This window comes from Spirosoma sordidisoli (genome assembly GCF_004138325.1).
In the GTDB taxonomy this organism is placed as follows: domain Bacteria; phylum Bacteroidota; class Bacteroidia; order Cytophagales; family Spirosomataceae; genus Spirosoma; species Spirosoma sordidisoli.
This window is the reverse complement of the sequence record NZ_SBLB01000001.1, coordinates 1,727,055-1,747,902: the sequence shown is the minus strand read 5'-3', so window position 1 is coordinate 1,747,902 and position 20,848 is coordinate 1,727,055. Positions and strand designations below refer to the sequence as shown.

20 protein-coding genes are annotated in these 20,848 nt (G+C 56.6%); 4 read left to right on the top strand and 16 right to left on the bottom strand.

The window, feature by feature from the left end:
* Positions 1-69: 69 nt before the first annotated feature.
* Complete coding sequence (locus EQG79_RS07495; protein ID WP_077920720.1) at positions 70-1,368, top strand: type IX secretion system plug protein; 1,299 nt, start codon at positions 70-72, stop codon at positions 1,366-1,368.
* Positions 1,369-1,425: 57 nt separating this feature from the next.
* On the opposite strand, the gene ychF is transcribed toward EQG79_RS07495, so the two are convergent.
* Together ychF and EQG79_RS07485 are read right to left on the bottom strand one after the other, a co-directional pair.
* The gene (gene ychF, locus EQG79_RS07490; RefSeq protein ID WP_077920721.1) at positions 1,426-2,526 is read right to left on the bottom strand and encodes a redox-regulated ATPase YchF; all 1,101 of its coding nucleotides are present in this window, start codon (positions 2,524-2,526) and stop codon (positions 1,426-1,428) included.
* Between the two features lie 195 nt (positions 2,527-2,721).
* Positions 2,722-3,051 carry a DUF3276 family protein gene (locus EQG79_RS07485; protein WP_077920722.1) on the bottom strand — a complete coding sequence of 110 codons (330 nt, stop codon included), beginning with the start codon at positions 3,049-3,051 and terminating at the stop codon, positions 2,722-2,724.
* Positions 3,052-3,322: 271 nt separating this feature from the next.
* On the opposite strand from EQG79_RS07485, the gene EQG79_RS07480 reads away from it, so the two are divergent.
* Positions 3,323-3,763, top strand: a complete 441-nt coding sequence (locus EQG79_RS07480; protein ID WP_077920907.1) for a septal ring lytic transglycosylase RlpA family protein — start codon at positions 3,323-3,325, stop codon at positions 3,761-3,763.
* Between the two features lie 105 nt (positions 3,764-3,868).
* Positions 3,869-4,780: a DUF58 domain-containing protein gene (locus tag EQG79_RS07475; RefSeq protein WP_077920723.1), complete on the top strand. Its 912-nt coding sequence runs from the start codon at positions 3,869-3,871 to the stop codon at positions 4,778-4,780.
* Positions 4,781-4,909: 129 nt separating this feature from the next.
* Here EQG79_RS07475 and EQG79_RS07470 read toward each other — a convergent pair whose 3' ends face one another.
* Complete coding sequence (locus tag EQG79_RS07470; protein ID WP_129600981.1) at positions 4,910-6,403, bottom strand: thioredoxin-like domain-containing protein; 1,494 nt, start codon at positions 6,401-6,403, stop codon at positions 4,910-4,912.
* Positions 6,404-6,504: 101 nt separating this feature from the next.
* Between EQG79_RS07470 and EQG79_RS07465 the strand changes: the two genes are divergently transcribed.
* Positions 6,505-7,284, top strand: coding sequence for a YdcF family protein (locus EQG79_RS07465; protein WP_129600980.1), 780 nt, complete (start codon positions 6,505-6,507; stop codon positions 7,282-7,284).
* Between the two features lie 52 nt (positions 7,285-7,336).
* On the opposite strand, the gene pfkA is transcribed toward EQG79_RS07465, so the two are convergent.
* The 13 genes from pfkA to EQG79_RS07400 all read right to left on the bottom strand — a co-directional run bounded on the left by pfkA (position 7,337) and on the right by EQG79_RS07400 (position 20,722).
* Complete coding sequence (gene pfkA / locus EQG79_RS07460; RefSeq protein WP_077920726.1) at positions 7,337-8,311, bottom strand: 6-phosphofructokinase; 975 nt, start codon at positions 8,309-8,311, stop codon at positions 7,337-7,339.
* Between the two features lie 196 nt (positions 8,312-8,507).
* Positions 8,508-9,281: a glycosyltransferase family 2 protein gene (locus EQG79_RS07455; protein WP_129600979.1), complete on the bottom strand. Its 774-nt coding sequence runs from the start codon at positions 9,279-9,281 to the stop codon at positions 8,508-8,510.
* Positions 9,282-9,302: 21 nt separating this feature from the next.
* Positions 9,303-10,571, bottom strand: coding sequence for a glycosyltransferase family 4 protein (locus EQG79_RS07450; RefSeq protein ID WP_077920728.1), 1,269 nt, complete (start codon positions 10,569-10,571; stop codon positions 9,303-9,305).
* Positions 10,568-11,374 (bottom strand): FkbM family methyltransferase, encoded by an 807-nt coding sequence (locus EQG79_RS07445; RefSeq protein WP_129600978.1) that lies wholly within the window; start codon positions 11,372-11,374, stop codon positions 10,568-10,570. The genes EQG79_RS07450 and EQG79_RS07445 overlap by 4 nt, the downstream gene beginning before the upstream one ends.
* 75 nt (positions 11,375-11,449) lie before the next feature.
* The gene (locus tag EQG79_RS07440) at positions 11,450-12,292 is read right to left on the bottom strand and encodes a class I SAM-dependent methyltransferase (RefSeq protein WP_129600977.1); all 843 of its coding nucleotides are present in this window, start codon (positions 12,290-12,292) and stop codon (positions 11,450-11,452) included.
* Between the two features lie 67 nt (positions 12,293-12,359).
* Positions 12,360-13,964, bottom strand: coding sequence for a lipopolysaccharide biosynthesis protein (locus tag EQG79_RS07435; RefSeq protein ID WP_317126239.1), 1,605 nt, complete (start codon positions 13,962-13,964; stop codon positions 12,360-12,362).
* Between the two features lie 136 nt (positions 13,965-14,100).
* Positions 14,101-14,799: an acylneuraminate cytidylyltransferase family protein gene (locus EQG79_RS07430; RefSeq protein WP_129600976.1), complete on the bottom strand. Its 699-nt coding sequence runs from the start codon at positions 14,797-14,799 to the stop codon at positions 14,101-14,103.
* Positions 14,796-15,839: a nucleotidyltransferase family protein gene (locus EQG79_RS07425; protein ID WP_129600974.1), complete on the bottom strand. Its 1,044-nt coding sequence runs from the start codon at positions 15,837-15,839 to the stop codon at positions 14,796-14,798. Before EQG79_RS07425 ends, EQG79_RS07430 begins: the two co-directional genes overlap by 4 nt.
* Entirely contained in the window at positions 15,823-16,935 is a 1,113-nt protein-coding gene (neuC, locus tag EQG79_RS07420; RefSeq protein WP_240699296.1) for a UDP-N-acetylglucosamine 2-epimerase, read from the bottom strand. Before neuC ends, EQG79_RS07425 begins: the two co-directional genes overlap by 17 nt.
* Positions 16,932-17,954, bottom strand: coding sequence for an N-acetylneuraminate synthase (gene neuB / locus EQG79_RS07415; RefSeq protein WP_129600971.1), 1,023 nt, complete (start codon positions 17,952-17,954; stop codon positions 16,932-16,934). The genes neuC and neuB overlap by 4 nt, the downstream gene beginning before the upstream one ends.
* On the bottom strand, positions 17,951-18,598 hold the full coding sequence (locus tag EQG79_RS07410; RefSeq protein ID WP_129600969.1) for an acetyltransferase: 648 nt from the start codon (positions 18,596-18,598) through the stop codon (positions 17,951-17,953). The genes neuB and EQG79_RS07410 overlap by 4 nt, the downstream gene beginning before the upstream one ends.
* A complete protein-coding gene (locus EQG79_RS07405) occupies positions 18,595-19,740 on the bottom strand; it encodes a LegC family aminotransferase (RefSeq protein WP_129600967.1) in 1,146 nt (381 codons plus the stop codon). Before EQG79_RS07405 ends, EQG79_RS07410 begins: the two co-directional genes overlap by 4 nt.
* A complete protein-coding gene (locus tag EQG79_RS07400; protein WP_129600965.1) occupies positions 19,733-20,722 on the bottom strand; it encodes an NAD-dependent 4,6-dehydratase LegB in 990 nt (329 codons plus the stop codon). The genes EQG79_RS07405 and EQG79_RS07400 overlap by 8 nt, the downstream gene beginning before the upstream one ends.
* Positions 20,723-20,848: the final 126 nt, after the last annotated feature.

The following is a 20,848-nucleotide window of genomic DNA, read 5'->3' as shown; positions in this document are numbered from 1 at the left end:
CTATCACCACTGACGGTTTGCCGCCAAAACCCGTTTAGTAGATACCTGCTTCTGCTGATAACATCGCTAATGATTTCGTACCGCCTGCTGATTATGTGTTTGTGGATGACTTCGGTCGTCGTTCCTGTCTGTGCCCAGTCCGTTCCGGCGGTCGATCAGATTTACGACCCCAAAATTCAGACCGTCCTGCTGTTTCCGCAGCTGGCCGCCAACGCAGCCGACAACCCGTCCGAAACGCTTAACCCGCCGGTTATCTCGCTCGACGAGACTGCCTTTCTTCAGCTTGAATTCGATGATCTGACGGCCAACTACCGGTCGTTCCGGGCCAAACTGATGCACTGTAATGCCGACTGGAAGCAGTCTGTGCTGAACGATATCGAGTTTACCTACGAGTACAACGATAACCCTATCACCGACTACGCCGTATCGATCAACACCAAGGTGCCGTACTATCACTACAAGTTTCCGGTGCCGCGGGTCAAACTGCCGGGTAACTACCTGCTCATCGTGTACGACGAACGTAACCGGAGCAATATTATCCTGACGCGCCGGTTCAGCACCTACCAGAATCGGATTCGGGTCAACGCGGCCGTTGCCTTCTCGTCGGATCCGTCGAGGCAGTTTACCGATCAGCAAATCGATCTGGCCATCGATTATCGGGGGTATCAGGTGATTTCGCCCCAGGACGATTTCAGGGTCGTTGTCCGGCAGAACTACCGCGACGACCGGACCATCGGCGGACTGCGACCTACCAACGTTCGCGCCTTCGATCAGGTGCTGGAGTACCGGCTGATCGATCTGAGCAACACCATGCCCGGCGGAAACGAATTTCGTTTTTTCGACATACGAACGGTACTCTCGCGGGCTAACTTCATCGACCGCATCGAGCGCCCGGCCGACCGCAACATTGCCTACGTTCAGCCTGACCAGGCGCGCAGTCGGGGGGCCTATATCCAGAGCGACGACTTCAACGGCCAATACGTGATCGACCACCGCGAAACGGGCAACGGCGCTACCGGCGCTGACTACATCGAAACCGTATTTACGCTGCGGATACCCGAGTTGCCGGGCGTAGATGTATTTGTAAACGGAGCTTTTAACCTCTGGCGACTGGACGACCGCAACCGTATGGCTTTCGACGCGGCATCGGGTACGTATCAGGCGGCTATCCTGCTTAAGCAGGGCGTGTATAACTACGATTACATCGTTCGGACGAGTGGCCAGCCCCCGCGGGTCGATGAAGGGTATATCGAAGGAAACTACTCGGCTACCGAGAACGAGTACGAAGTATTTGTCTACCACCGTCCGCCGGCTGCCCGCGCCGACCAGCTTGTAGGCTACCGGCGTATGAGCGTCAACCGGCGGTAGTAAAGAACAAAAAAAGGGCTAAAAGTGAATCTTTTAGCCCCAACAGTAGGATGATGGCTAGGCGCTGTGGAGGAACTCCATAATATCTCCGTCCTGCACGACGTATTCTTTTCCTTCGACGGACAGCTTACCGGCTTCGCGAACGCCCGCTTCGGTCTTGAACTGCTCAAAGTCGGGGAGTTTCATGACCTGCGCCCGGATAAACTTGCGCTCAAAGTCGGAGTGGATGACCCCGGCGGCCTGCGGTGCTTTCCAGCCCCGGTGGATGGTCCAGGCCCGTACTTCCTTAACGCCGGCCGTGAAGTAGGTGATCAGCCCCAACAGCCGGTACGACGCTTTGATCAGCTTGCTCAGCCCCGACTCGGTCAGGCCGTACTCACCTAGAAACAGCTCCCGCTCATCGGGGTCTTCCATCTCCGCAATCTGCGACTCGATACCGGCGCTGATGATGATGACTTCGGCACCTTCGTCTTTTACGGCTTCGCGCAGGGCGTCGGAGTACTGATTTCCGTTAGGGAGGCTGCCTTCGTCCACATTGGCCACGTAAATGACCGGCTTCACAGTCAGCAGCGATATGTCGCCGATGGCCGTTTCGCGCTCTTCGGGCGACACCTGTACGGTGCGGGCGCTACGGCCGGCTTCCAGGGCTGCTTTAAACTGTTTTAGCACTTCAAGCTCGACTTTGGCTTTGGCATCGCCCACGCGGGCTGCCTTGTCGATCCGCTGAATTTTCTTGTCGACTGATTCGAGGTCCTTCAGCTGTAGTTCGGCGTCGATAATCTCTTTGTCGGCAATAGGGTTCACTTTGCCTTCTACGTGAACGATGTTGTCGTCTTCGAAGCAGCGGATCACGTGAACGATGGCATCCACCTCGCGGATGTTGGCCAGAAACTTGTTGCCCAGTCCGGCGCCCTGGCTGGCCCCTTTTACCAGGCCGGCAATGTCGACAAACTCGATGATGGTCGGAACGACGCGCTGCGGCTTCACCAGACTTTCGAGCGTATCGAGTCGGTCATCGGGTACGGTGACCACGCCGACGTTGGGTTCTATCGTACAGAACGGGTAATTGGCGGCTTCGGCCTTGCCGCTCGATATTGCATTAAACAGGGTTGATTTGCCGACGTTCGGTAACCCCACAATTCCACATTGTAAGCCCATAAGAGAATGCGTGATGGAGCGAATGAGTGGGGGAGGGGGCCGTGGCTATAGGTTTGGCAGGCCCATCTTCCCATTCGCTCTATCGCTAAATAGTTTAGACAAAATTACAACAAAAAAAGCCTTCGGCATGGGCCAAGGGCTGAATAGGATTTTGAAAACGAGTGAGTAGAGTCAGATCATGCAGCTGGCGTTCAGTTATTCCCACTTGAGTTCGCTGCTGGCGTAGTCGTCCGATTCGTCGCGTTCGCGCTGGGCAAACTGCGAAAAGTCGACATCGGGCATAAGCTCTGTTTTAACATGATCTACGGTTTCCTGAAGGGCTTCGATAAACTTATCGAAGTCTTCTTTATAGAGAAACATTTTGTGTTTTTCGTAGGTGAAACCTTCGCCCTGCGGCTGTCGGCGGCTTTCAGTTATGGTGAGGTAATAGTCGTTCGCGCGGGTGGTTTTTACATCGAAGAAATACGTTCGTTTGCCCGCCCGAACCCGTTTGGAGTAAATCTTTTCCCGTTCTCTTTCGTCCACAATGCGTTAGGTTTAGTGCGTTCGTAAACGCTAAAGTACGTTCATTCGTATGAGAACAAAAAGAATTGAACAACAATATTTTGGGGCGAAAATCCCTCACATTCGGGCCAGGTTGTGGAGACCATTCCACAGATTTTTCGATAAAGCCTTGTCTTTTAGGCATATATGATGTATCTTTGTAAAACAGGAATTGCACTTTTTGGGGATGGAGATTTGGCCCAGTCAGTTAATGCAGCCGCTCCATTGCATTATTCACGTAACCAATAGCTGTATGAGTGTAATCATGTCCATTATGCTGTTTTTTAGCAGCATAAAACCGGCGGAGACTCTACCGAGTCTCATACAGAAAGGCAAAGCGTCTTTTTATTCCAAAAAGTTTAACGGCCGAAAGACGGCCTACGGTGAGCGCGTCAGCGCCGATGCCCTCGAAGGCGCTCATCGTTCGTTCCCACTGAACACCCTGGTTGAAGTTACCAACCTTGACAACCAGCGTACCGTAATTGTACGAATCAATGATCGGGGTCCTTTTGCCAAAGGCCGCGTCATTGACCTGACCCACGCAGCCGCCCGTGCTTTAGGCATGATTTCGAAGGGCGTTGCCAATGTTTCGCTCCGGGTTATTGGCAAAAGCCAGTCCGTTGCTTTCGCACCCGCTCCCTCAGCGTTCAGTGCACCCGTTGCTTTCCAGCCCCTGCTGGAGCCGGTTCTTTAATAACCATCCGGACTGATCGGTCCGGTCCTGTTCCCGCCCGATACCCCGCTGTGCAATTCCTGACGGGGGTGTCGGGCGGGTTCGTTTTTTGTGTACCTTACCTATATGAAACAACCACTTAACCTGGGGCAGGTACGTTCGTTCGGCAATGTCGAATTCCTGGCCCGCCAGCTGGTCGAAGGGTTTATTACAGGCCTGCATAAATCACCTTTTCACGGCTTCTCGGTCGAGTTTGCCGAACACCGGCTCTACAACACCGGCGAAACCACGCGGCATATCGACTGGAAAGTATACGGCAAAACAGAGAAACTATTCGTTAAACGCTACGAAGAAGAAACAAACCTCCGCTGCCACCTGCTCGTCGATACGTCCTCGTCCATGTATTACCCCGAGAGCAACTACGGCAAAATAACCTTCAGCGTAATGGCTGCGGCCTGCCTGGCCTATATGCTCCAGCGCCAGAAAGATGCGGTGAGCCTGACGGCCTTTGCCGATCAGATCGACCTGCAGACGCCTACCAAGTCGACACCCTCGCACGTACACAAGATCTTTACCCAGCTGGACCAGCTCATGCTTCAGCCCAAACCCCTGCGCCGGACATCGGCTGCGGAGGTGATTCATGAAGTAGCCGAAAAGATCAACAAGCGGTCGCTGGTGGTGATTTTCAGTGATATGTTCGATAACTCGGAGAAGTCGGATGCCTTGTTTTCGGCCCTGCAACACCTGCGTCATAATCTCCACGAGGTTCTTCTGTTCCACGTTACGGACAAAAAAACCGAAGAAGATTTTGCCTTCGATGAACGGCCTTACGAATTTATCGACCTGGAAACGGGCGAGAAAGTGAAGGTACAGCCCGGTCAGGTGCGCGACACATACCAGCAGGCCGTCAAAAATTACTTTCAGGAGCTGAAGCTTCGCTGTGGTCAATACAAGATCGACTTTATCGAGGCCGATATTGCCCAGGGATTCGAACAGATTCTGACCGCCTACCTGGTGAAGCGAACAAAAATGAGGTAGTCAACGATTGTCAACTGGTCGGAAAACGGAGACGAATCCGGCCAGACGAATGATAAAAAAGGCCAGCGCGACTATCCGTGCTGGCCTTTGGTTTTATACGGGATCGGGCATCGAGTGCCGGGAACTGGCTTATTTTTTAACGCTGGCCTTGGCGTTGGCTGGTGCCGTAGCTGGCTTTTTGGCGGTTGCCTGCTGGCGTCTGTGGAAACCGATAAAGTCTTCCAGCTGCTCCACGGGCAACTTGCGCGCAATGATCTTTTTGTCTTTATCGAGCACGTAAATGGTGGGCGTGGTCCAGACATCATACTGACGGCGATAGTCGGTGCGGAAGCTGTAATCGTAGGCGTTGATGGCTTTCTGGAGCTTGAACTCTCGAATGAATTTCTTCCACTCGTCGGGGCTTTGCTCGACCGCGACCGCTACTAACTCAACGCCTTTGCTTTTGTTCGCATCGACAAACTGCTGCAGTTTCGGAGCGCTCTCGCGGCAGTGGCCGCACTGTGGATCATAGAAGAAAACGACCGTGTACTCCGACTTGATGTTGGCAAAGGCGATGGGCCGGCGAAGGGTATCGCTGACGTTGGGTATCGAAAGCACTTTACCAACCAGCGTTGGCTTCAGGGACTTAACCCGTTCGCCAATTTGCCGGATCGTTGTCGAGTCGGTAACCGGCATTATGCCCGTCGCGTAGTACTTCTCGAACATGTGGACATACAGCCCATCGGTGCCCATGATTTTGGGTTGTTCGTACTGGCTGGTAATGTACCAGATGGCATACGACTTCACTTCTTTCGACTTCCCTTTTATGGCGTTGTTCACGATGAAGTCGGCCTCTTTAATGAGCGAGTCGGGCGTCTGAACGGTCAGTTCTTTCAGGTAGCGGTCAAGTTTGCGCTGGAAAATCGGGGTGCGTACAAACCGCTCGTCGGCAAAGTCGAACCCGTCCCAGAAGTGGCTTTTGTAATAGTTGAAAACCCAGGTCGAGTCAGAGCGGCCGTTCGCGAGTTTGGGGGCGGCTGGTATGTCGGGTTCGGCGGTGGCTTTCAGAAGTTTGACGGCAAACGTACCGGCGTTGTCTTTGAGGAACTGCTCGCGGTAGGTCTGGGCCTGCTTCTGCAGGTCGGCCAGTTGTTTGTTGGTGACTGCGGCCGATACGGCGTCGTCGCGGAGTTTTTTCTGAATGTTGAGCGCCTGGGCTTCCTCGTAAATCTTGCCAAGTTGCTGCTGGTACGTATAAAAGAGGGCGTTCTCTTTTGAGCCGGTAATTTTCATCTCCCGTACGGTATTGGCCGTATCGGTCTCGAACGAAAAATTCTGGTTGGCTTCGTCGATCAGGAATTCGATGTAACGATTTTTGGGCGTCACAACGATGTACAACCCGCCGGGCAGGCGCTTCGTACCGGAGAACGTCATCGAGCCGGTTGCGTCGACCCGGGCCGTGTCTTTCGGAATGTACTGGGTGGCGCCAAAATAATGGGCCAGCACACAGGTTGTGTCTTTGAGGCCCTGTATGCGACCTTTGATGGCAAAGCCGTCAGACGGAGCAGAAGCCGGCGACTGCGCCCAGCCGACTGTTACCAGCAGTAAACCAAGTACAGAGGTTAGTATAAGACGGTTGTTCATAGGGGGTGGTACGTATCTTCGCGACTGTGAGATGTCAAAAATACAGATTTCAATTTGTAAATACGTCAGGTACAAAACGCTTGCCATCCCGCCTGTAGTCTATGTTTTATTTCTTTTCTAAAGTTCTCAGCTACTTTATTACGCCGGCTGGCTGGCTGGTGGCCTTGCTGGTTCTGGCGTTGTTCACCAGGAGCCACCGACGCAGGCGCTGGCTGGCGGGCGGGGCGCTGGCCGTTTTCTGGCTATTCGGTAATACCTTCCTGGTCAATGAGTTTGCGCGCTGGTGGGAGTATGGCCCCGTAGCCGTTCCTGCCGACACCACGACCCGCATTGCTGTTGTCCTGACCGGCGGCATGATGGATGGGATGACGCCTATACCAGACCGGCGGTTTCTGCTCGACCGCGAGGCCGATCGGGCCGGGCAGGCACTGTATCTGTACAAACAGGGAGCAGTCCGTACCATTCTGATTAGTGGCGGCAACGGCGACCTTCCGTTTCAGCCGGGTATCGTGAGCGACGAAGGCCAGATGACAGCGCGTTTCCTGGAAACGGCGGGGGTTCGCCGGGAGGATATCATACTCGAAAACAAATCGAAGAATACGCGTGAAAATGCCCTGTTCACGGCTCGGCTACTGCGGAAGCAGTTTGGTACCAACCGCTGTGTGCTGGTCACCTCGGCCTGGCATATGCGTCGGACGGTGGGCTGTTTTCGAAAAGCGGGTGTTGAGGTGGTGCCGTTTCCGGGCAGCTTCATGAGCCATCAGCGCACGTTCGTGCCGGGCGAATGGCTGTTGCCTAACGCGCAGGCCTTTCAGGATGCGTATTACCTCGTTAAAGAAGGGGTGGGGTATATGGCCTACCGCCTGGTCGGGTACATTTGAGCCGGAACAGACCCTCGGCTGGGAAGCGGGGTCTGTTCCGGCGTCTGACTGTCTAGACCGACAGGATCTTTACCATCCGCAGCAAATCCTCATTGATGGGCTTGGGCAGCCGGATGGTATCTTTGAAGGGCGTATAGACCAGCTCGTTATTGACTACACCAGCCATTACGTTTTTCTCGCCGTTCATGAGTCCTTCGAGTGCTCCGAGGCCCAGACGGCTGGCTAGAATCCGGTCGTAGGCCGTTGGGATGCCGCCCCGCTGGATGTGGCCCAGGGTGGTTACGCGCATGTCGATATCCGACTGTACCTGCTGCCGGATCTTCTCGGCAATTTCGTTGGCGTTCCCTTCTTCCTCACCCTCGGCTACGACAATGATCGACGAGGATTTCTGGCGGCTCCAGCCTGCTTTGAGCGTTTCGACAACTTCAGAAATGGGCGTGAGTACCTCCGGCACCATGACCAGTTCTGCCCCGCCGGCAATCCCCGACTGAATGGCGATATAACCCGAGTCGCGGCCCATTACTTCGATAAAGAAAATGCGGTCGTGCGAGTCGGCCGTATCGCGGATTTTGTCGATCGCTTCGAGGGCCGTGTTAACGGCGGTGTCGAAGCCTATGGTATAGTCGGTGCCGTAGAGATCATTGTCGATGGTACCCGGCGCGCCCACGGTCGGAATGCCGTATTCGTCATAGAAGAGCGTTGCGCCGGTAAACGTACCGTTTCCGCCGATGGCGATCAGGCCTTCAATCCCGAATTTCTGTAGTTGGTCGTAGGCTTTTTTACGGCCTTCGGGCGTCATAAACTCTTTACTCCGGGCCGATTTCAGAATGGTTCCTCCGCGCTGTACGATGTTGCTGACCGAGTGGGAGGACATCTGAAAAATGTCACCGTTTATCATTCCGTTGTACCCCCGGCGGATGCCAAATACGTCGAGTCCGTGGTAAACTGCTCCCCGGACAACGGCCCGGATGCAAGCGTTCATCCCCGGTGCGTCGCCCCCCGAAGTAAATACAGCGATTCGTTTCATTGGTTAAATCTATTTTTTTACAGGAAAAGGACAAGAAGGCCAGGCTTTAGCGAAGCAAATCCCGCAAATTTATCTGCAATTCTCGATGTAAAGGTATTTTTTAGTCATTAATCCCGTCGGCTTCACGCAAAATTCATACCGGCCAAATAATATAGAGCAACGGGGCTGCATGACTACTCTATTGATTTCCTTTTGGTTAACTACCCAGGCCTTTACCGGGTCGATTCAGGGCCCGCCAGACAATTCGGCCGTGATTGAACAGCGTCGATCCCCAGCCGAAATGGGTGACCAGGACCCTGAAGCGGTCGATCAGCGACCGCCGGTGTTGCTGTACCGACAAACCGCCAACCAGATAACGACACAGGACAAAAGGAACGAACTCAATACGCCGGGCCGCCTTCAGACAACGAATTTCCCAGTCGAGGTCGGCGCTGAGGTTGCCGAGTATATAGTCCGGCGCGATGGATCGGCAGGCCACAAACGCCTGATGGCATACTTTCATCCCCAACGCCATATCGCGCCAGGTCAGCGGAACGGGCAGCGTATGGGGCGTTATCACGCTGCGCAGACCAACGGGAATGCTGGACCGCCGGTCCGCCGTATCCTCAACGAACAGGGCGTCGCTGTAATACACATCCGCCGGGTTTGTCTGCATGAGGCTAAGCAGCCTGGGCAGGGTATCGGGGTCGTGGAGTTCATCGCCTGCGTTCATGAACCAGACGTATTTGCCCTGCGCCCGGTGAAGGCCTTTGTTCATGGCATCGTACAGCCCGCGGTCGGGCTCCGAAATCCAGCTCGTTACGTGAGCTTCGTACTGTCGGATGATGTCCAGCGTGCGGTCGGTCGAGGCTCCGTCAATGATGATGTACTCAACCTCGGAGGTGGTGTACGCCATGACGCTCCGGATCGTACGCTCCAGAAACTGGCCGGCGTTGTAGGTGATCGTAATGATGGAGACGGTTGGCGGCATGATCAGAAGGGGCGTTCTCCGCTATCGGTTAGCTGGTGCGCTCAGTAACGATTGATACAGATCGATATGCTGGCCGGCAACGACATCTTCCGAAAACCGGGCCTCGGCCGACTGGCGGGCCTGATTCCGGAGAGCGGCCGGATCTGGATGGGTAAGTACGTACGCCAGCCCGTCGGCTAGTTCCTGCGCTGAACCGGTAGCGGCCAGGTAGCCATTTTGCCGGTGGTCGATCATCTCGGGGATGCCGCCCGTGCGGAAGCCGACTACGGGGGTTCCGCAGGACATCGCTTCAACGATTGTATTGGGCAGATTGTCTTCCAGCGACGGGACAACCATGGCGTCGGCTGCGTTGTAAGCAGCCACGATGTCGGCTTCGCTGGTCAGGAGGCCCAGTTGCCGGATCGGGTAGGGTAGTTCGTTGAAGAGGTACGAGCGTCCTTTGCCGAAGACCAGGATCTCGGGCGTAAGTTCGGGATGTTGCTGGTGCAGGAGGGTCAGGGCTTCGGCAAAATACCTGAATCCTTTGCGGGTGTCGGTTACGTTGGCACTGCCGAACAACAGCCGCTGGGGCTGACCTCCGTCCCGTGGGGAAGTCGCTGGCGCGAAGACCTGCTGATCGAGCGTATTAGGAATGACCTGATGCGGGAAGCTGCCCAGCAACGCACTGCCTTCAGCTTGTTCGGCTAGCCACCGGCTCGGGTGTACCACATGCAGCGGAGCGTTGGTATAGGCCCACTGCTTCCGGTCGAACCGTCTGGCCGACAGGTCATTGCTGGCGGGTTTTTTCAGGTACGGACAATGGTGGCAGTGCGTCATGAAGTGGGTGCAGCCCCCCGTATAGTGGCATCCTCCCGTAAAGGCCCACTGGTCGTGCAGCGTCCAGACAACGGGTTTGCCGAGGCTGAACAGCGACCGCAGCCCGCTGAGGGATAAAAAGCCGAAGCTGCTCCAGTGAATGTGCAGCAGATCGGCCTGCTGAACAGCAGGGTGGAAATCGAGATCCGCGCCAAAGACGGCCGGCGAGAACTGAAAACGAACGGAGGGGTCGCGTTCAAACGGCAGAAAGTAAAGCCGCTCGGCCACGAACCGGCCAAAGGCGGTTTGTTCGGCCAGGAAATTGTTGGCCAGGAAGGCAACCTCCGGGGCGGGCTGGTGTTTCTCCTGCCGGTTCGACGTGCCGATGAGCAGGGTAGCCTGAACGCCCTGGTTGAGCAGCGCCCGATGGAGCCGGCTGGTGGCTACGGCTGCCCCGCCAAAATGCTGATAGGTGCTGAGGATGACAACATTCATGGACGATAGGCAAAGATGTTGAGCTGCAGGTCCATCAGGTCGTTGCCCCGGTAGCGATGGTTGACCAGCGGCCGTACCCGCGACTGGTTGCTGTCGATATAATACCGAAAGCCCTGGTTCTCGAGCAGCCGCGTGATGAGGCCCAGCGTTTGCGGATGGCCGATGTAGGCATGGTACTCGATGAACAGGTTTCTGATGTGCGCGAGCGCATCGCTACAGTCGACCAGCACCTCGGTTTCAGCGCCTTCGATGTCGATTTTGAGCATGTCGATGCGGGTTTCGCGCAGGAGGTAGTCCCGCAGCCGGACCGACGGAACTAGCCGCCGACCCGTCTCCGAAAACATGGACGCGCCATCGGCTTCGCCACTGCCAAAATCGAGTCCCTGCTCATGTATCCAAACGGCTTTGTTGATGACCTCAACGTCGTTGATGCCGTTGGTTTGCAGGTTCCGCGCCAGCACCGCCCCAATGTCCGGATCGGCCTCAAACGCCACAATGCGGGCCTGCGGGTAGGTTTGGCGGAAATAAGCCAGGCTGGTGCCGATGTTGGCTCCGCAGTCGTAGATGACGGGTTTGGCCGCATCGGTCAGGAAGCGGTACGACTCATCGGCAAAGATTTCCTTGAACTGCCAGACAAATGACAGCGGGTCCGGCACTTGAAAGCGGTAACGCAGAAACGGGATGGTAGTCAACCGGTGACGGGGCTGGCCGGCGTACCGGAAAAAGAGCCACAATAGCCGACGTCCGTTGGCCGATTGCAGGGCCCGGTACAGGTTCGTGAACAGGTATTTGAAGAGCCACATAAGCGCGGGGAAGACAGGAAGGGCCAGCGCGGGGGCAGGTTTGTATCGGTCCCGACCCCATTCTGATCGCCTTCTTTAATACGAAAAGCCAATACCCGCACCGGGGTACCAGTGGTCTTTCGGAATCTCTTTGAAAAACACAAACTTACGCCCTACCTCCAGCGACAGGCGGGCCAGAGCACTTGTTTCATGGGCGTTGTCGCTGAGCAGCAGGCCGCCCGGCCCCAGCTTAGGCAGAACGACCCGATACTCGTCTTCCTCGTAGGTAGCCGAGTGGTCGCTGTCGTTAATAAACAGGTCGATGGGCTGACTGAACGCGCGCAGGCTCGTGATGGAGTCGCCGTAGAGTACCTCGCCCACCTCGCGGTAGGGGCCGTCGAGCAGGTAGCCGGCTTTGGTGGCAATGTCGGTGCCGTAGTAGCGGCCGGGTTTACCTTCTTCGCGGTTCCGCAGCAGGGCCGCGCAGAGCAGCACCGCCCCCAGCCCTTTGTCAACGCCCGTTTCGATAACGACCTCCGGCTTACGGAGCCGGACCAGCGCATACCAGCCTAGCCGCCGACCGAACTCGACGCGCAGATCGGCCACGCGCCGGTAGGAGGACGTGCGGGTTTTTTCGAGGATATGCTGACGCAGGGCTTCGTCGGTCTGGGCTTCGCGGATGTACTGCTGTACCAGTTTGGGCGACACGTCGGCCACTACGGCAACGGTATGGGCCATATACAGCAGATTGTCTTCACTCAGTTCATAAGTGAAGTTGGTGTCTTCCCGCGACTGGAGGCTCCAGCGCAGAATCTGGCCGTAGCGGTAGTTGTAGACCCCGCTGGCCATTTTTAGCCGGGGCAAAAAATTGACAACGGGCGACTTTCGTACTTTATACAGGGTGTCGAGGCCAAATACCTTAATAAGAAGTTTTCGCATCAATGAACTCACATCGTTACTGGTGAGCGGTTAGTAAACACAAACGTGATCAGGGAGCTACAGACTGTCAGGACCGTAGCTTTTTTACCCGCTGCCAGGCACCCGTCAGGAGTTCGCTGGCATCGGGCGAGAGTTTCAACACAACAACAAGACCCACAAAAAGCAGGGTAACGGCACCCGACCGAAGCAGTACGTCGGTTCCGGTCTGCCAGATCGACCCTCCGTAATGCGGCACCTGCTCGCTGATGAGCCAGACCATCCCGGCAACGAGAATGACGGCTCCGTTGCGCCACGAAAAAGGCTGCATCCGGAAGGCGATCCAGACGAGCAGCGTCCGGACAAAATTGTACAGAAACGTGGCCAGCACGGCACCCATCGCGGCTCCGTTGATGCCATAGCGGGGGAGCAGGTAGTTGTTGGCCAGGATAGTGATAATGATCAAACCGATAAAAAGCACCGAGTCGAGCGCATAGAAACGCGACGTAGACAGAATAAGGCCGTTGACGCCCGTTGCCATGTCGATGAGTTTGCTGAGTCCCAGCCACAAAATAACGAAATAACCCGCTTTGTAGCCTGCCGGCAGTATGGTAAACAGGCTGGGCAGGTTGACCGCTACGCCCACGAAGACCAGACAGCCGGCAATGAGCTGGTTGAGGCAGCTTTTGCGGTAGATCATCAGAATGTTGGCGCGGTCGTTTACTTTCCAGGATTCGGCGATGAGGGTGGCGGCTACTTTATACAGCGCCGTTGCGGGCAGGGCAATGACGGCGGCAAAGTAGGAGGCTGTACTGTAGATCCCTGTCGCGTCGAGCCCCAGCGAATTGCTGATCATGCCTTTGTCGATGGTCTGGATGATCTGGGTCGACAGGGCCGTGGTCAGGCTCAGGCTGGCGTACCGGATGAGGTTTCGGCGCAGGTCCGGGCTGACCGCTACGTAGCGGGGGTTGGCGAACAGGTTGCCATCGCGCATCACGCTCGCTATCATCAACAGGGTCGGGATAAAAAAGGCCATCAGCCAGACGCCCATAAACTGGTTAAAGGTAAGCCAGCCCGCCCAGTACAATCCGCCTGCTGCCAGCACCAGCACCCGCTGTACAAACTGCTGGAGCAGCGTACCGGTAACGGGGTCGTAGAGCAGTTTGGCGTAGTTGTCGAAGACGGCAAAATAGGCGGTAAAAAAGGTCAGCGGAATGAGCAGATAATAATATTCGACGAACAGGGGCGACTGGGAACCGTAGTGAGCAATGACCCAGGGTTTACCCAGCCACAGCAAGAGGGTGCAGAGGCCAAAACCGACCAGCGTGGTCAGACTGCTGATGATCAGGTAGCCGTTGTGCTGCCGGTCGATGTTCCGGAAATACGGAAAGTAACGGCCCCCGGCGTTGTTCAACCCCAGACTTGAGGCCTGAACCAGCACCTGAGCTATCGCAATGAGCAACGCCATCAGGCCGATCTGGGCTGTAGAGAACAGGTTTGGGAAAAAGACGCCCTGCGTTAAAAAACCTACGCCTACCCCCGCGTAGGAATAGATCGAACTCTGTATGGTTTGCCGTTTAATGATACCCACGTACTGAACGAGTAAACGAATGACGAAGAACCGGAGATCGGGAAACAGGGCCCGGCCGGTTGTGCAGGCGTCAATCAGGTTTGCCAGCCCGGGCCCGATAAGCACGTGTGGCGATCGGTTTTGGTAACACCATCCCGCAGCCACGCGCATCGTGCCAGACTTGGCACCTCAAATTTACGGCTTTCGGTCGAGAACTGCCACCTGTGGCCCAGCCAGCAGGCCGGTGCCGCAACGGTCTGGTTCATGGGTTGGCCGTCAGGGAACCATGCGTAGCCAGAAATTCGGCAAAGGCCCAGTCGAGCGGGGTGTCCAGATCGACGGAATCGTGAGGGCTCATGACGTATTTTCTGACCTTACTAAACTCGCTGAGGGGTTTTTCGGCCAGCGAAGCCAGGTTGATCACGTACACCGCTCCGTTGTAGGCATAAACCGCCGGACAGTCCTGCCGACGGCTGAAGTTACCCGTTTTGGATCGTTCGAGAAACCCGTCGGCGCGTTCTTCGAAGAGGTTGTAATACGGATTACTGGCCGATTCCGTTACCGATACCACCATGTCGAGCTCATCGGCGTAGAGCGCCATCGCGTCCCGAACGTGTTGGGCGGTGCGGAACGGGGAGGTGGGCTGTAGCAGCACCAGCGTATCATACGGCCGGTGCTGCTGCCGGTAAAAATCAACGGCATGGCGCATCACCTCATAACTGCCCGACTGGTCGGTAGCCAGCTGATCGGGTCGTTTGAAAGGTACCGACAAGCCGTAGGCTTCTGCCGCCCGGATAATTTCGTCGGCGTCGGTGGAGAGGCAGATATCGGTATCCGGAGCCAGCGCCCGCGCCGTATCGATGGCGTAGTACAGGAGCGGCTTTCCCAAAAAAGGCCTGATGTTTTTGCCGGGAATCCCTTTCGACCCACCCCGCGCCGTAATCAGGAACAGGGGTTTCATAACGTAATGTGGTTGATGTCGACGCAGGCTTTCTGGTAATCTTCGTGGCGGCCAATGTCGAGCCAGTAGCCCAGCATCGGGAAGTAGGTAACGGTATGCTGCTCGGCTATGAGCTTCTCGAGCAGGTCGGTAGCGTTATAGACCCCCTCGGGAATCAGATCGACCAGGCTGCGTTTCATCAGGTAGATACCGGCGTTGATGTAGTAGGTGTAGGTCGGCTTTTCCTTGAGCGACCGGATCGCTCCCTCATTCGTTTCGAGAACGGCATAGGGAATGTTGACCTGGTAGGGCACCGTCGCTACCGACATGTCGGCGTTCTGCCGGCGAAACGATTCGTAGAAATCCTCGAAGTCGATGTTCGTCAGCAGGTCGGAGTTCATCAGCAGAATGGTGTCGTTCTGGTAATTGTCCGTCAGGCGCATCGATCCGATGGTGCCGAGGGGTTCGTCTTCGCGGGTGTACTGAATGCGTATGCCTTTGGCCGAGCCATCGCCGAAATAGTCTTCCAGCTGGTCGCCCAGGTAGCGGGTGGTGATGTGAATGTGGTTGATTCCGTAGCGGGTCAGCCGGTCGATGTTGTGCTCGATGATGGGTTTATCACCGACTTTCAGCAGGGGTTTGGGGGTGTCGCGCGTCAGGGGCATCAGCCGTTCGCCCTTGCCGCCAGCCATGATGACGGCGTCGACCGGTAAAAGCGCTTTGGTCTGGGCCAGGTTGACGATGCGGACGATATGCCCTTCGCTGTCCAGCTCCGGAATCAGTTGCAGCAGCTGCGCCCGAAAGCGCCGGATGGTCTCGGTATCATACTCATTATGGCGCAGGAACCGGAAGTTCGGATTCATAAACTGGCTTACGGGCTCGCTGAGTGGCTTGCCGCCAATCAGTCCGCGCCGAATGTCGCCGTCGGTGAGGGTACCCAGCAGTTTGCCGGTTTGGTCAGTTACGAAGAGCGTGAGGTACTGGCCGAGGCTGCTGATCTGCTCCAGCGCCCGGGTAACGGGTACGTCGTGCTGAACGATATGTTTACTGTAGTCTGCCACGAATCTGTTTTAAGATAGAAACGATCTGTTGCGCGGTGGTACCGTTGCCGTAGGCGTCGACAGGCGCGGGCGGACCGGCGTTTTCGATGGTCCGTACCGCTTCCAGGATCTGGCTGGCCTCGATGGCGCAGTTGATAATATGGGACGTTATCAGCCGCCCTTCCTGCCGGTTACCCAGGTTGATCACGTATTTCGGAAAAAAGCTGGCTTCCACGAATCCACTCGAGGTGTTGCCGAGCATAAACCGGCAGTATTTCATACACGAAAGGTAGCCGATTGTCCCGAATGATTCGACACCTACCGCGTTGGGCTGCCGGTCGATGAAGGCCAGCAGGTGCTCCCGAACGTAGTTGCCCATGGTGTCGGTGTTGGGCATGGTGATGATCAGCTGGTAGGCCGACAGCTGCCCGAGCGCCCCGATCAGCTCGGCTACGTGCTCCCTGTTCTTCTCGAACGAAACCGTTTCGGGATGAAACGTAATGAGGATCGAGGGCTGGTCGAGGTCAATGGCAAATTTCTCGAAAAACTCGGCTTTGGTCAGCAGGGTCAGGTGGCGGAGGTTGTCGATGCTCAAGGCGCCGACATTATACACATTCCTGGCCGAGCCGGTCAGTTCGATGACCCGCGCTTTATACGCATCGGTCGTGGCGAAGTGATAGGTCGACATCACCGTAATGGCGTGGCGAAACGCGTTGTCGATGGCACCCAGGGTGGTTTCGCCCCCGTGAATGTGCGCCACCGGCAGGTTGAACGGTACGGCGCTGGCCACGGCGGCAAACATCTCGAACCGGTCGCCCAGGCATAAGACAAGATCGTAGTTTTCCTGCGGCCACAGCGCCGAAAACGCCTGCATAACGCTGCCCATCGCGTGGCTGATGTCGGCCGGGGCGTCACCCGCCGGGAGGGTGTCGATCCGGTGCTTTACCGAAAATCCATTCGCTACGATCTGGTCTACCGTATGGCCGTGGCGGGCCGACAGATGGGTGCCGAAGGCAAGGATGTCAAGGTCGAAGAACGGGTCTTCGGCCAGGGCCGTCAGCAGCGGGTAGTAGATGCTGTAATCGGCCCGGGAGCTGGTCAACACGCCGATTCTCATACCAGATCCTCCCAGCGCAAGAGGTGGTCGGCTTCGACATCGACACCCAGACTACGGCCCGTCACCTGATCCAGCTGCATGGGCGAGATTCCGGAGCCCGGCCGTTTCATGATCAGGTCGTCTTCGGTCAGTACCTGCCCCGCCAGCCGTGGCCGGGCCAGATGAATGCTTTTTCGGGCAACGGCCAGATTTTTCTGCTCCGACGGGGTCGGTTGCTTGATACCGTCGCCCAGCGCTACCTCGATATTGCGGATGGCCCGGATCATCTGTACCAGCTCGTCCGGTTCGAGGGAGGCCAGGTGGTCGGGCCCTTTCAGCGATCGGTCGAGGGTAAAATGCTTTTCGATGACGGTAGCGCCGAGGGCAACGGCCGCAATGGGCACCTCGATACCGGGGGTGTGATCAGAATAGCCAACCGCGACCCCGAACGTGTCGGCAATGGTTTGCATAGCCCGCAGGTTAACATCCCGGAAAGGAGACGGGTAGTCGGTATTGCAGTGCAGCACCGTAATGTTCTCGCGGGCCGTACCGGCGCTGGTGAGCACATCCAGCATGGCCGAAATGTCATCCATCGTGGCCATGCCCGTTGAGGCTATGACCTGCCGGTTGTAGCTGCCGATCCGGCGCAGATAGGGCAGGTTGGTCAGTTCGCCGGATGGTATCTTGAAGATAGTCAGGTTCAGGCCCGCCAGAAAATCGAGACTGTCCAGATCGAAGGCCGTGGACAAAAACTGAATATGGCGCAGCTGGCAGTGGGCCATCAGTTCCTGATGATCGGCCGGGCTCAGCTCCAGCTTTTTCAGCATGGCAAACTGGGAGCTGTCGGCCTCGTCGGGCATGTTATTGACCTGATAATCGGCTTTGCGGGCCGATGTGCTGACCAGTTTCTCGGTCTTGAAGGTCTGGAATTTTACAATGTCGGCCCCGGCGTCGGCAGCGATGTCGATCAGCTGTTTCGCCAGGTTTATATCGCCGTTATGATTGACGCCGGCTTCGGCGATGATCAGTGTCTTACTCATGATACTCGTTTTTTCAGCACCGCCGGATTGCCCGCGTACAAGCCTCCTGCTTCGGTATGGCTCAACAGCACGGCCCCGGCGCCAATCAGTCCGCTGGGCGCTACGTGAACCCCATGCGACAGCACGGCCCGGCTGCCGATGAAACAATGGTCGCCCACCCGACAGTCGCCATTGACAACGGCCGCCGTCGATACGTGGCAGTGATCGCCGATCTGGGCATCGTGCTCGATCAGGGAAGCCGTATTGATGATGCAATTTACGCCGATTCGGGCACCCGCGTTCACAAACGCCTGATGATGAACAACCGTGCCTTCGCCAAGTTGGGCGTGGGGCGACACATAAGCCCGGGGCGAAACCAGCGTTGGCAGCAGACCGCCCTGGCTTTTGATAAGCTGAAACAACCGGTACCGCAGGGCACTGGACTTGATCTGGCCTACCGTCACCAGAAAATAGCGGTACTCCCGAACCAGCGCGTCGATGTCGTCATCGGTGGCGATAACAGCGTAACCCGAGAGGGTGGTACCCAGCTTATCCCGGGTATCGACCAGGCCGGCAATGCTGAACTGGCCGGACGCTTCCACGACATCGATCACCGATTTGCAGTGTCCACCGCCCCCTACCAGTATCAGTTGTGGCTTGCTCATGTCAGTCGTACACTGCTGGGAATATTGACGAGCCGGTCTTCGATGTACTGGGCGTGGGTCAGGTCATCGTGCGGGCAGTGGCTCAGCATCGGCAGGCTGGGCAGCAGGGTCCAGGCCGGTCGGGTCATAATGCCGTTGCGGTTGGTGTAGGCCAGAAATGCGTCGCGCTCCTGCCGGTTGTTCAGCAGAATGGCGTTCAGCCAGAAATTAGACTGGCTGTTGGCCGGCTGTTGCACAAACTGGTAGGGAGTTGTCTGGAAAAAGGCCTCATACAGTCCGGCCAGCTGCTGTTTGTTGGCAATGAAGCCGTCGAGCTGCTCCATCTGCGCACAGGCCATGGCTGCGTTCAGGTTGGGCAGCCGGTAGTTATAGCCGGTCTGGTCGTGGTTAAACTCCCAGGGGTGCGGTACCTTGGCCTGGGTGGTCAGGTGTTTCCCCAGCCTGCCCAGTTGTTCATCGTTGGTAACGATCATGCCGCCCCCGCCACAGGTAATGGTTTTGTTGCCGTTGAAGCTGTAGGTGCCCAGCAGCCCGAACGTACCGGTTTGCTGCCCCTGGTAGGTGCTGCCCAGCGACTCGGCGGCATCTTCGACAACGGTGATTTGGTGGGCAGCGCAAATCCTGACGATGGCATCGATCCGGGCCGGATGGCCGAACGTATGCATCGGTACGCAGGCGCTTATGCGTTTTCCGCTCGCCAGGTGATAGCAATGGCCGTCTCTGATCTCGGTCTGCGCATCCAGAAAGGCGGCTAATTTCTCGGGGCTGAGGCTCAGCGTGGCGAGATCGACATCGACAAAGCAGGGCGTTGCGCCGGTATAGGCAATGGCGTTGCTGGTGGCCACGAACGAGAGCGGCTGGGTAATGACCAGATCGTCGCGCTGAACGCCCGCCAGAATCAGGGCCATGTGCAGGGCTGCGGTTCCGTTCACGGTGGCGATGGCGTAGGACGAACCGGTATAAGTGCGGATCTGCTCTTCGAACCGATCCACATACTGCCCCACCGACGACACGAAGGTGGAGTCTATGGCGTCGTTGACATACTTCTTTTCATTCCCCGTAAAGCGGGGCTCGTGCAGGGGGATGAAACCGTCGCTGTCGTTGAAGGTATCGCGGACGAACTGAACAAACAGGTCAAACATTATAGATATGCGCCTTATACTGTGTAAGGTTCTCCGGATTGCTGAACCACGCTATGGTCTCCTGAAGGCCCTGGTCAAAACTATACTGCGGGCGCCAGGCGGTTGTCGACGTAATCTTCTGGTTGGAACCGAGCAGCCGCTCTACTTCGCTCTTTTCGGGGCGTAGCCGCTGGTCGTCCGAGCGGATGCTGGCCTCAACGCCCATCAGATCGATGATTTTGTGGGCCAGGTCGCCGATACTGATCTCGGTATTGGTGGCAATATTCACTTCCTGACCGATCAGCGCATCGTGTCGGGCTATCTCCGCAAATCCGCTTACCGTATCTTTAACGAATACCAGATCACGGGTCGGGTGGAGCGAGCCTAATTTTATCTCCCGGTAGCCGTTGAGCAGCTGGGTAATGATGGTCGGAATAACCGCCCGGGCCGACTGTCGGGGGCCGTAGGTGTTGAAGGGCCGCACCGTAACGACGGGCAGGTTGAAGCTGCGGAAATACGCATCGGCCATCGAGTCGGCGCCGATCTTGGTAGCCGAGTAGGGCGACTGTCCCTGCCGGGGGTGGGCTTCGTCGATGGGCACTGATAGGGCCGTGCCGTACACTTCCGACGTCGAGGTGACGAGCACCTTGTCAACGGCCAGGTCGCGGGCGGCCTGGAGAATATTGAGCGTACCTTTTATGTTGGTATCGACGTAACTATCGGGCGAGTGGTAGCTATAGGGGATAGCAATGAGCGCGGCCAGGTGAAAGACGATGCTGACATCGTTCATGGCGGTCCGGACGCCGTTCGGGTCGCGCACGTCGCCGGCAAAAATTTCGATGTCCTGCAGTTTTTCGTTCGGGAGGGTGTCGAGCCAGCCCCAGCTGTTGAACGAGTTGTAATACACAAAGGCTTTTACCGCGTACCCGTCGTCCAGCAATTTTTCAACCAGGTGGCTGCCGATAAAACCGTCAGCGCCGGTAACTAATACTTTTTTTTTCATCCACGGTGGCGTGTTCGAGATAGGTCAAAAGTAGCAAATAAATGCTGGCTGGCCAAGCTGAGCGGCCCCGTCCGGCCATTTGCCGGATTCGTAGTAGTTTTGCGGGCTGTTACTACCGCCCGACAT

Bases quoted from the DNA above. Each gene is read 5' to 3' on its own strand.
- ychF (WP_077920721.1), bottom strand. From the start codon at position 2,526: ATGGGCTTACAATGTGGAATTGTGGGGTTACCGAACGTCGGCAAATCA.
- EQG79_RS07470 (WP_129600981.1), bottom strand. From the start codon at position 6,403: ATGAACAACCGTCTTATACTAACCTCTGTACTTGGTTTACTGCTGGTA.
- EQG79_RS07410 (WP_129600969.1), bottom strand. From the start codon at position 18,598: ATGAGCAAGCCACAACTGATACTGGTAGGGGGCGGTGGACACTGCAAA.
- EQG79_RS07405 (WP_129600967.1), bottom strand. From the start codon at position 19,740: ATGTTTGACCTGTTTGTTCAGTTCGTCCGCGATACCTTCAACGACAGC.
- EQG79_RS07445 (WP_129600978.1), bottom strand. From the start codon at position 11,374: ATGTGGCTCTTCAAATACCTGTTCACGAACCTGTACCGGGCCCTGCAA.
- EQG79_RS07440 (WP_129600977.1), bottom strand. From the start codon at position 12,292: ATGCGAAAACTTCTTATTAAGGTATTTGGCCTCGACACCCTGTATAAA.
- EQG79_RS07450 (WP_077920728.1), bottom strand. From the start codon at position 10,571: ATGAATGTTGTCATCCTCAGCACCTATCAGCATTTTGGCGGGGCAGCC.
- pfkA (WP_077920726.1), bottom strand. From the start codon at position 8,311: ATGAAACGAATCGCTGTATTTACTTCGGGGGGCGACGCACCGGGGATG.
- EQG79_RS07455 (WP_129600979.1), bottom strand. From the start codon at position 9,281: ATGCCGCCAACCGTCTCCATCATTACGATCACCTACAACGCCGGCCAG.
- EQG79_RS07495 (WP_077920720.1), top strand. From the start codon at position 70: ATGATTTCGTACCGCCTGCTGATTATGTGTTTGTGGATGACTTCGGTC.
- EQG79_RS07465 (WP_129600980.1), top strand. From the start codon at position 6,505: ATGTTTTATTTCTTTTCTAAAGTTCTCAGCTACTTTATTACGCCGGCT.
- neuC (WP_240699296.1), bottom strand. From the start codon at position 16,935: ATGAGAATCGGCGTGTTGACCAGCTCCCGGGCCGATTACAGCATCTAC.
- EQG79_RS07400 (WP_129600965.1), bottom strand. From the start codon at position 20,722: ATGAAAAAAAAAGTATTAGTTACCGGCGCTGACGGTTTTATCGGCAGC.
- neuB (WP_129600971.1), bottom strand. From the start codon at position 17,954: ATGAGTAAGACACTGATCATCGCCGAAGCCGGCGTCAATCATAACGGC.
- EQG79_RS07430 (WP_129600976.1), bottom strand. From the start codon at position 14,799: ATGAAACCCCTGTTCCTGATTACGGCGCGGGGTGGGTCGAAAGGGATT.
- EQG79_RS07480 (WP_077920907.1), top strand. From the start codon at position 3,323: ATGAGTGTAATCATGTCCATTATGCTGTTTTTTAGCAGCATAAAACCG.
- EQG79_RS07475 (WP_077920723.1), top strand. From the start codon at position 3,869: ATGAAACAACCACTTAACCTGGGGCAGGTACGTTCGTTCGGCAATGTC.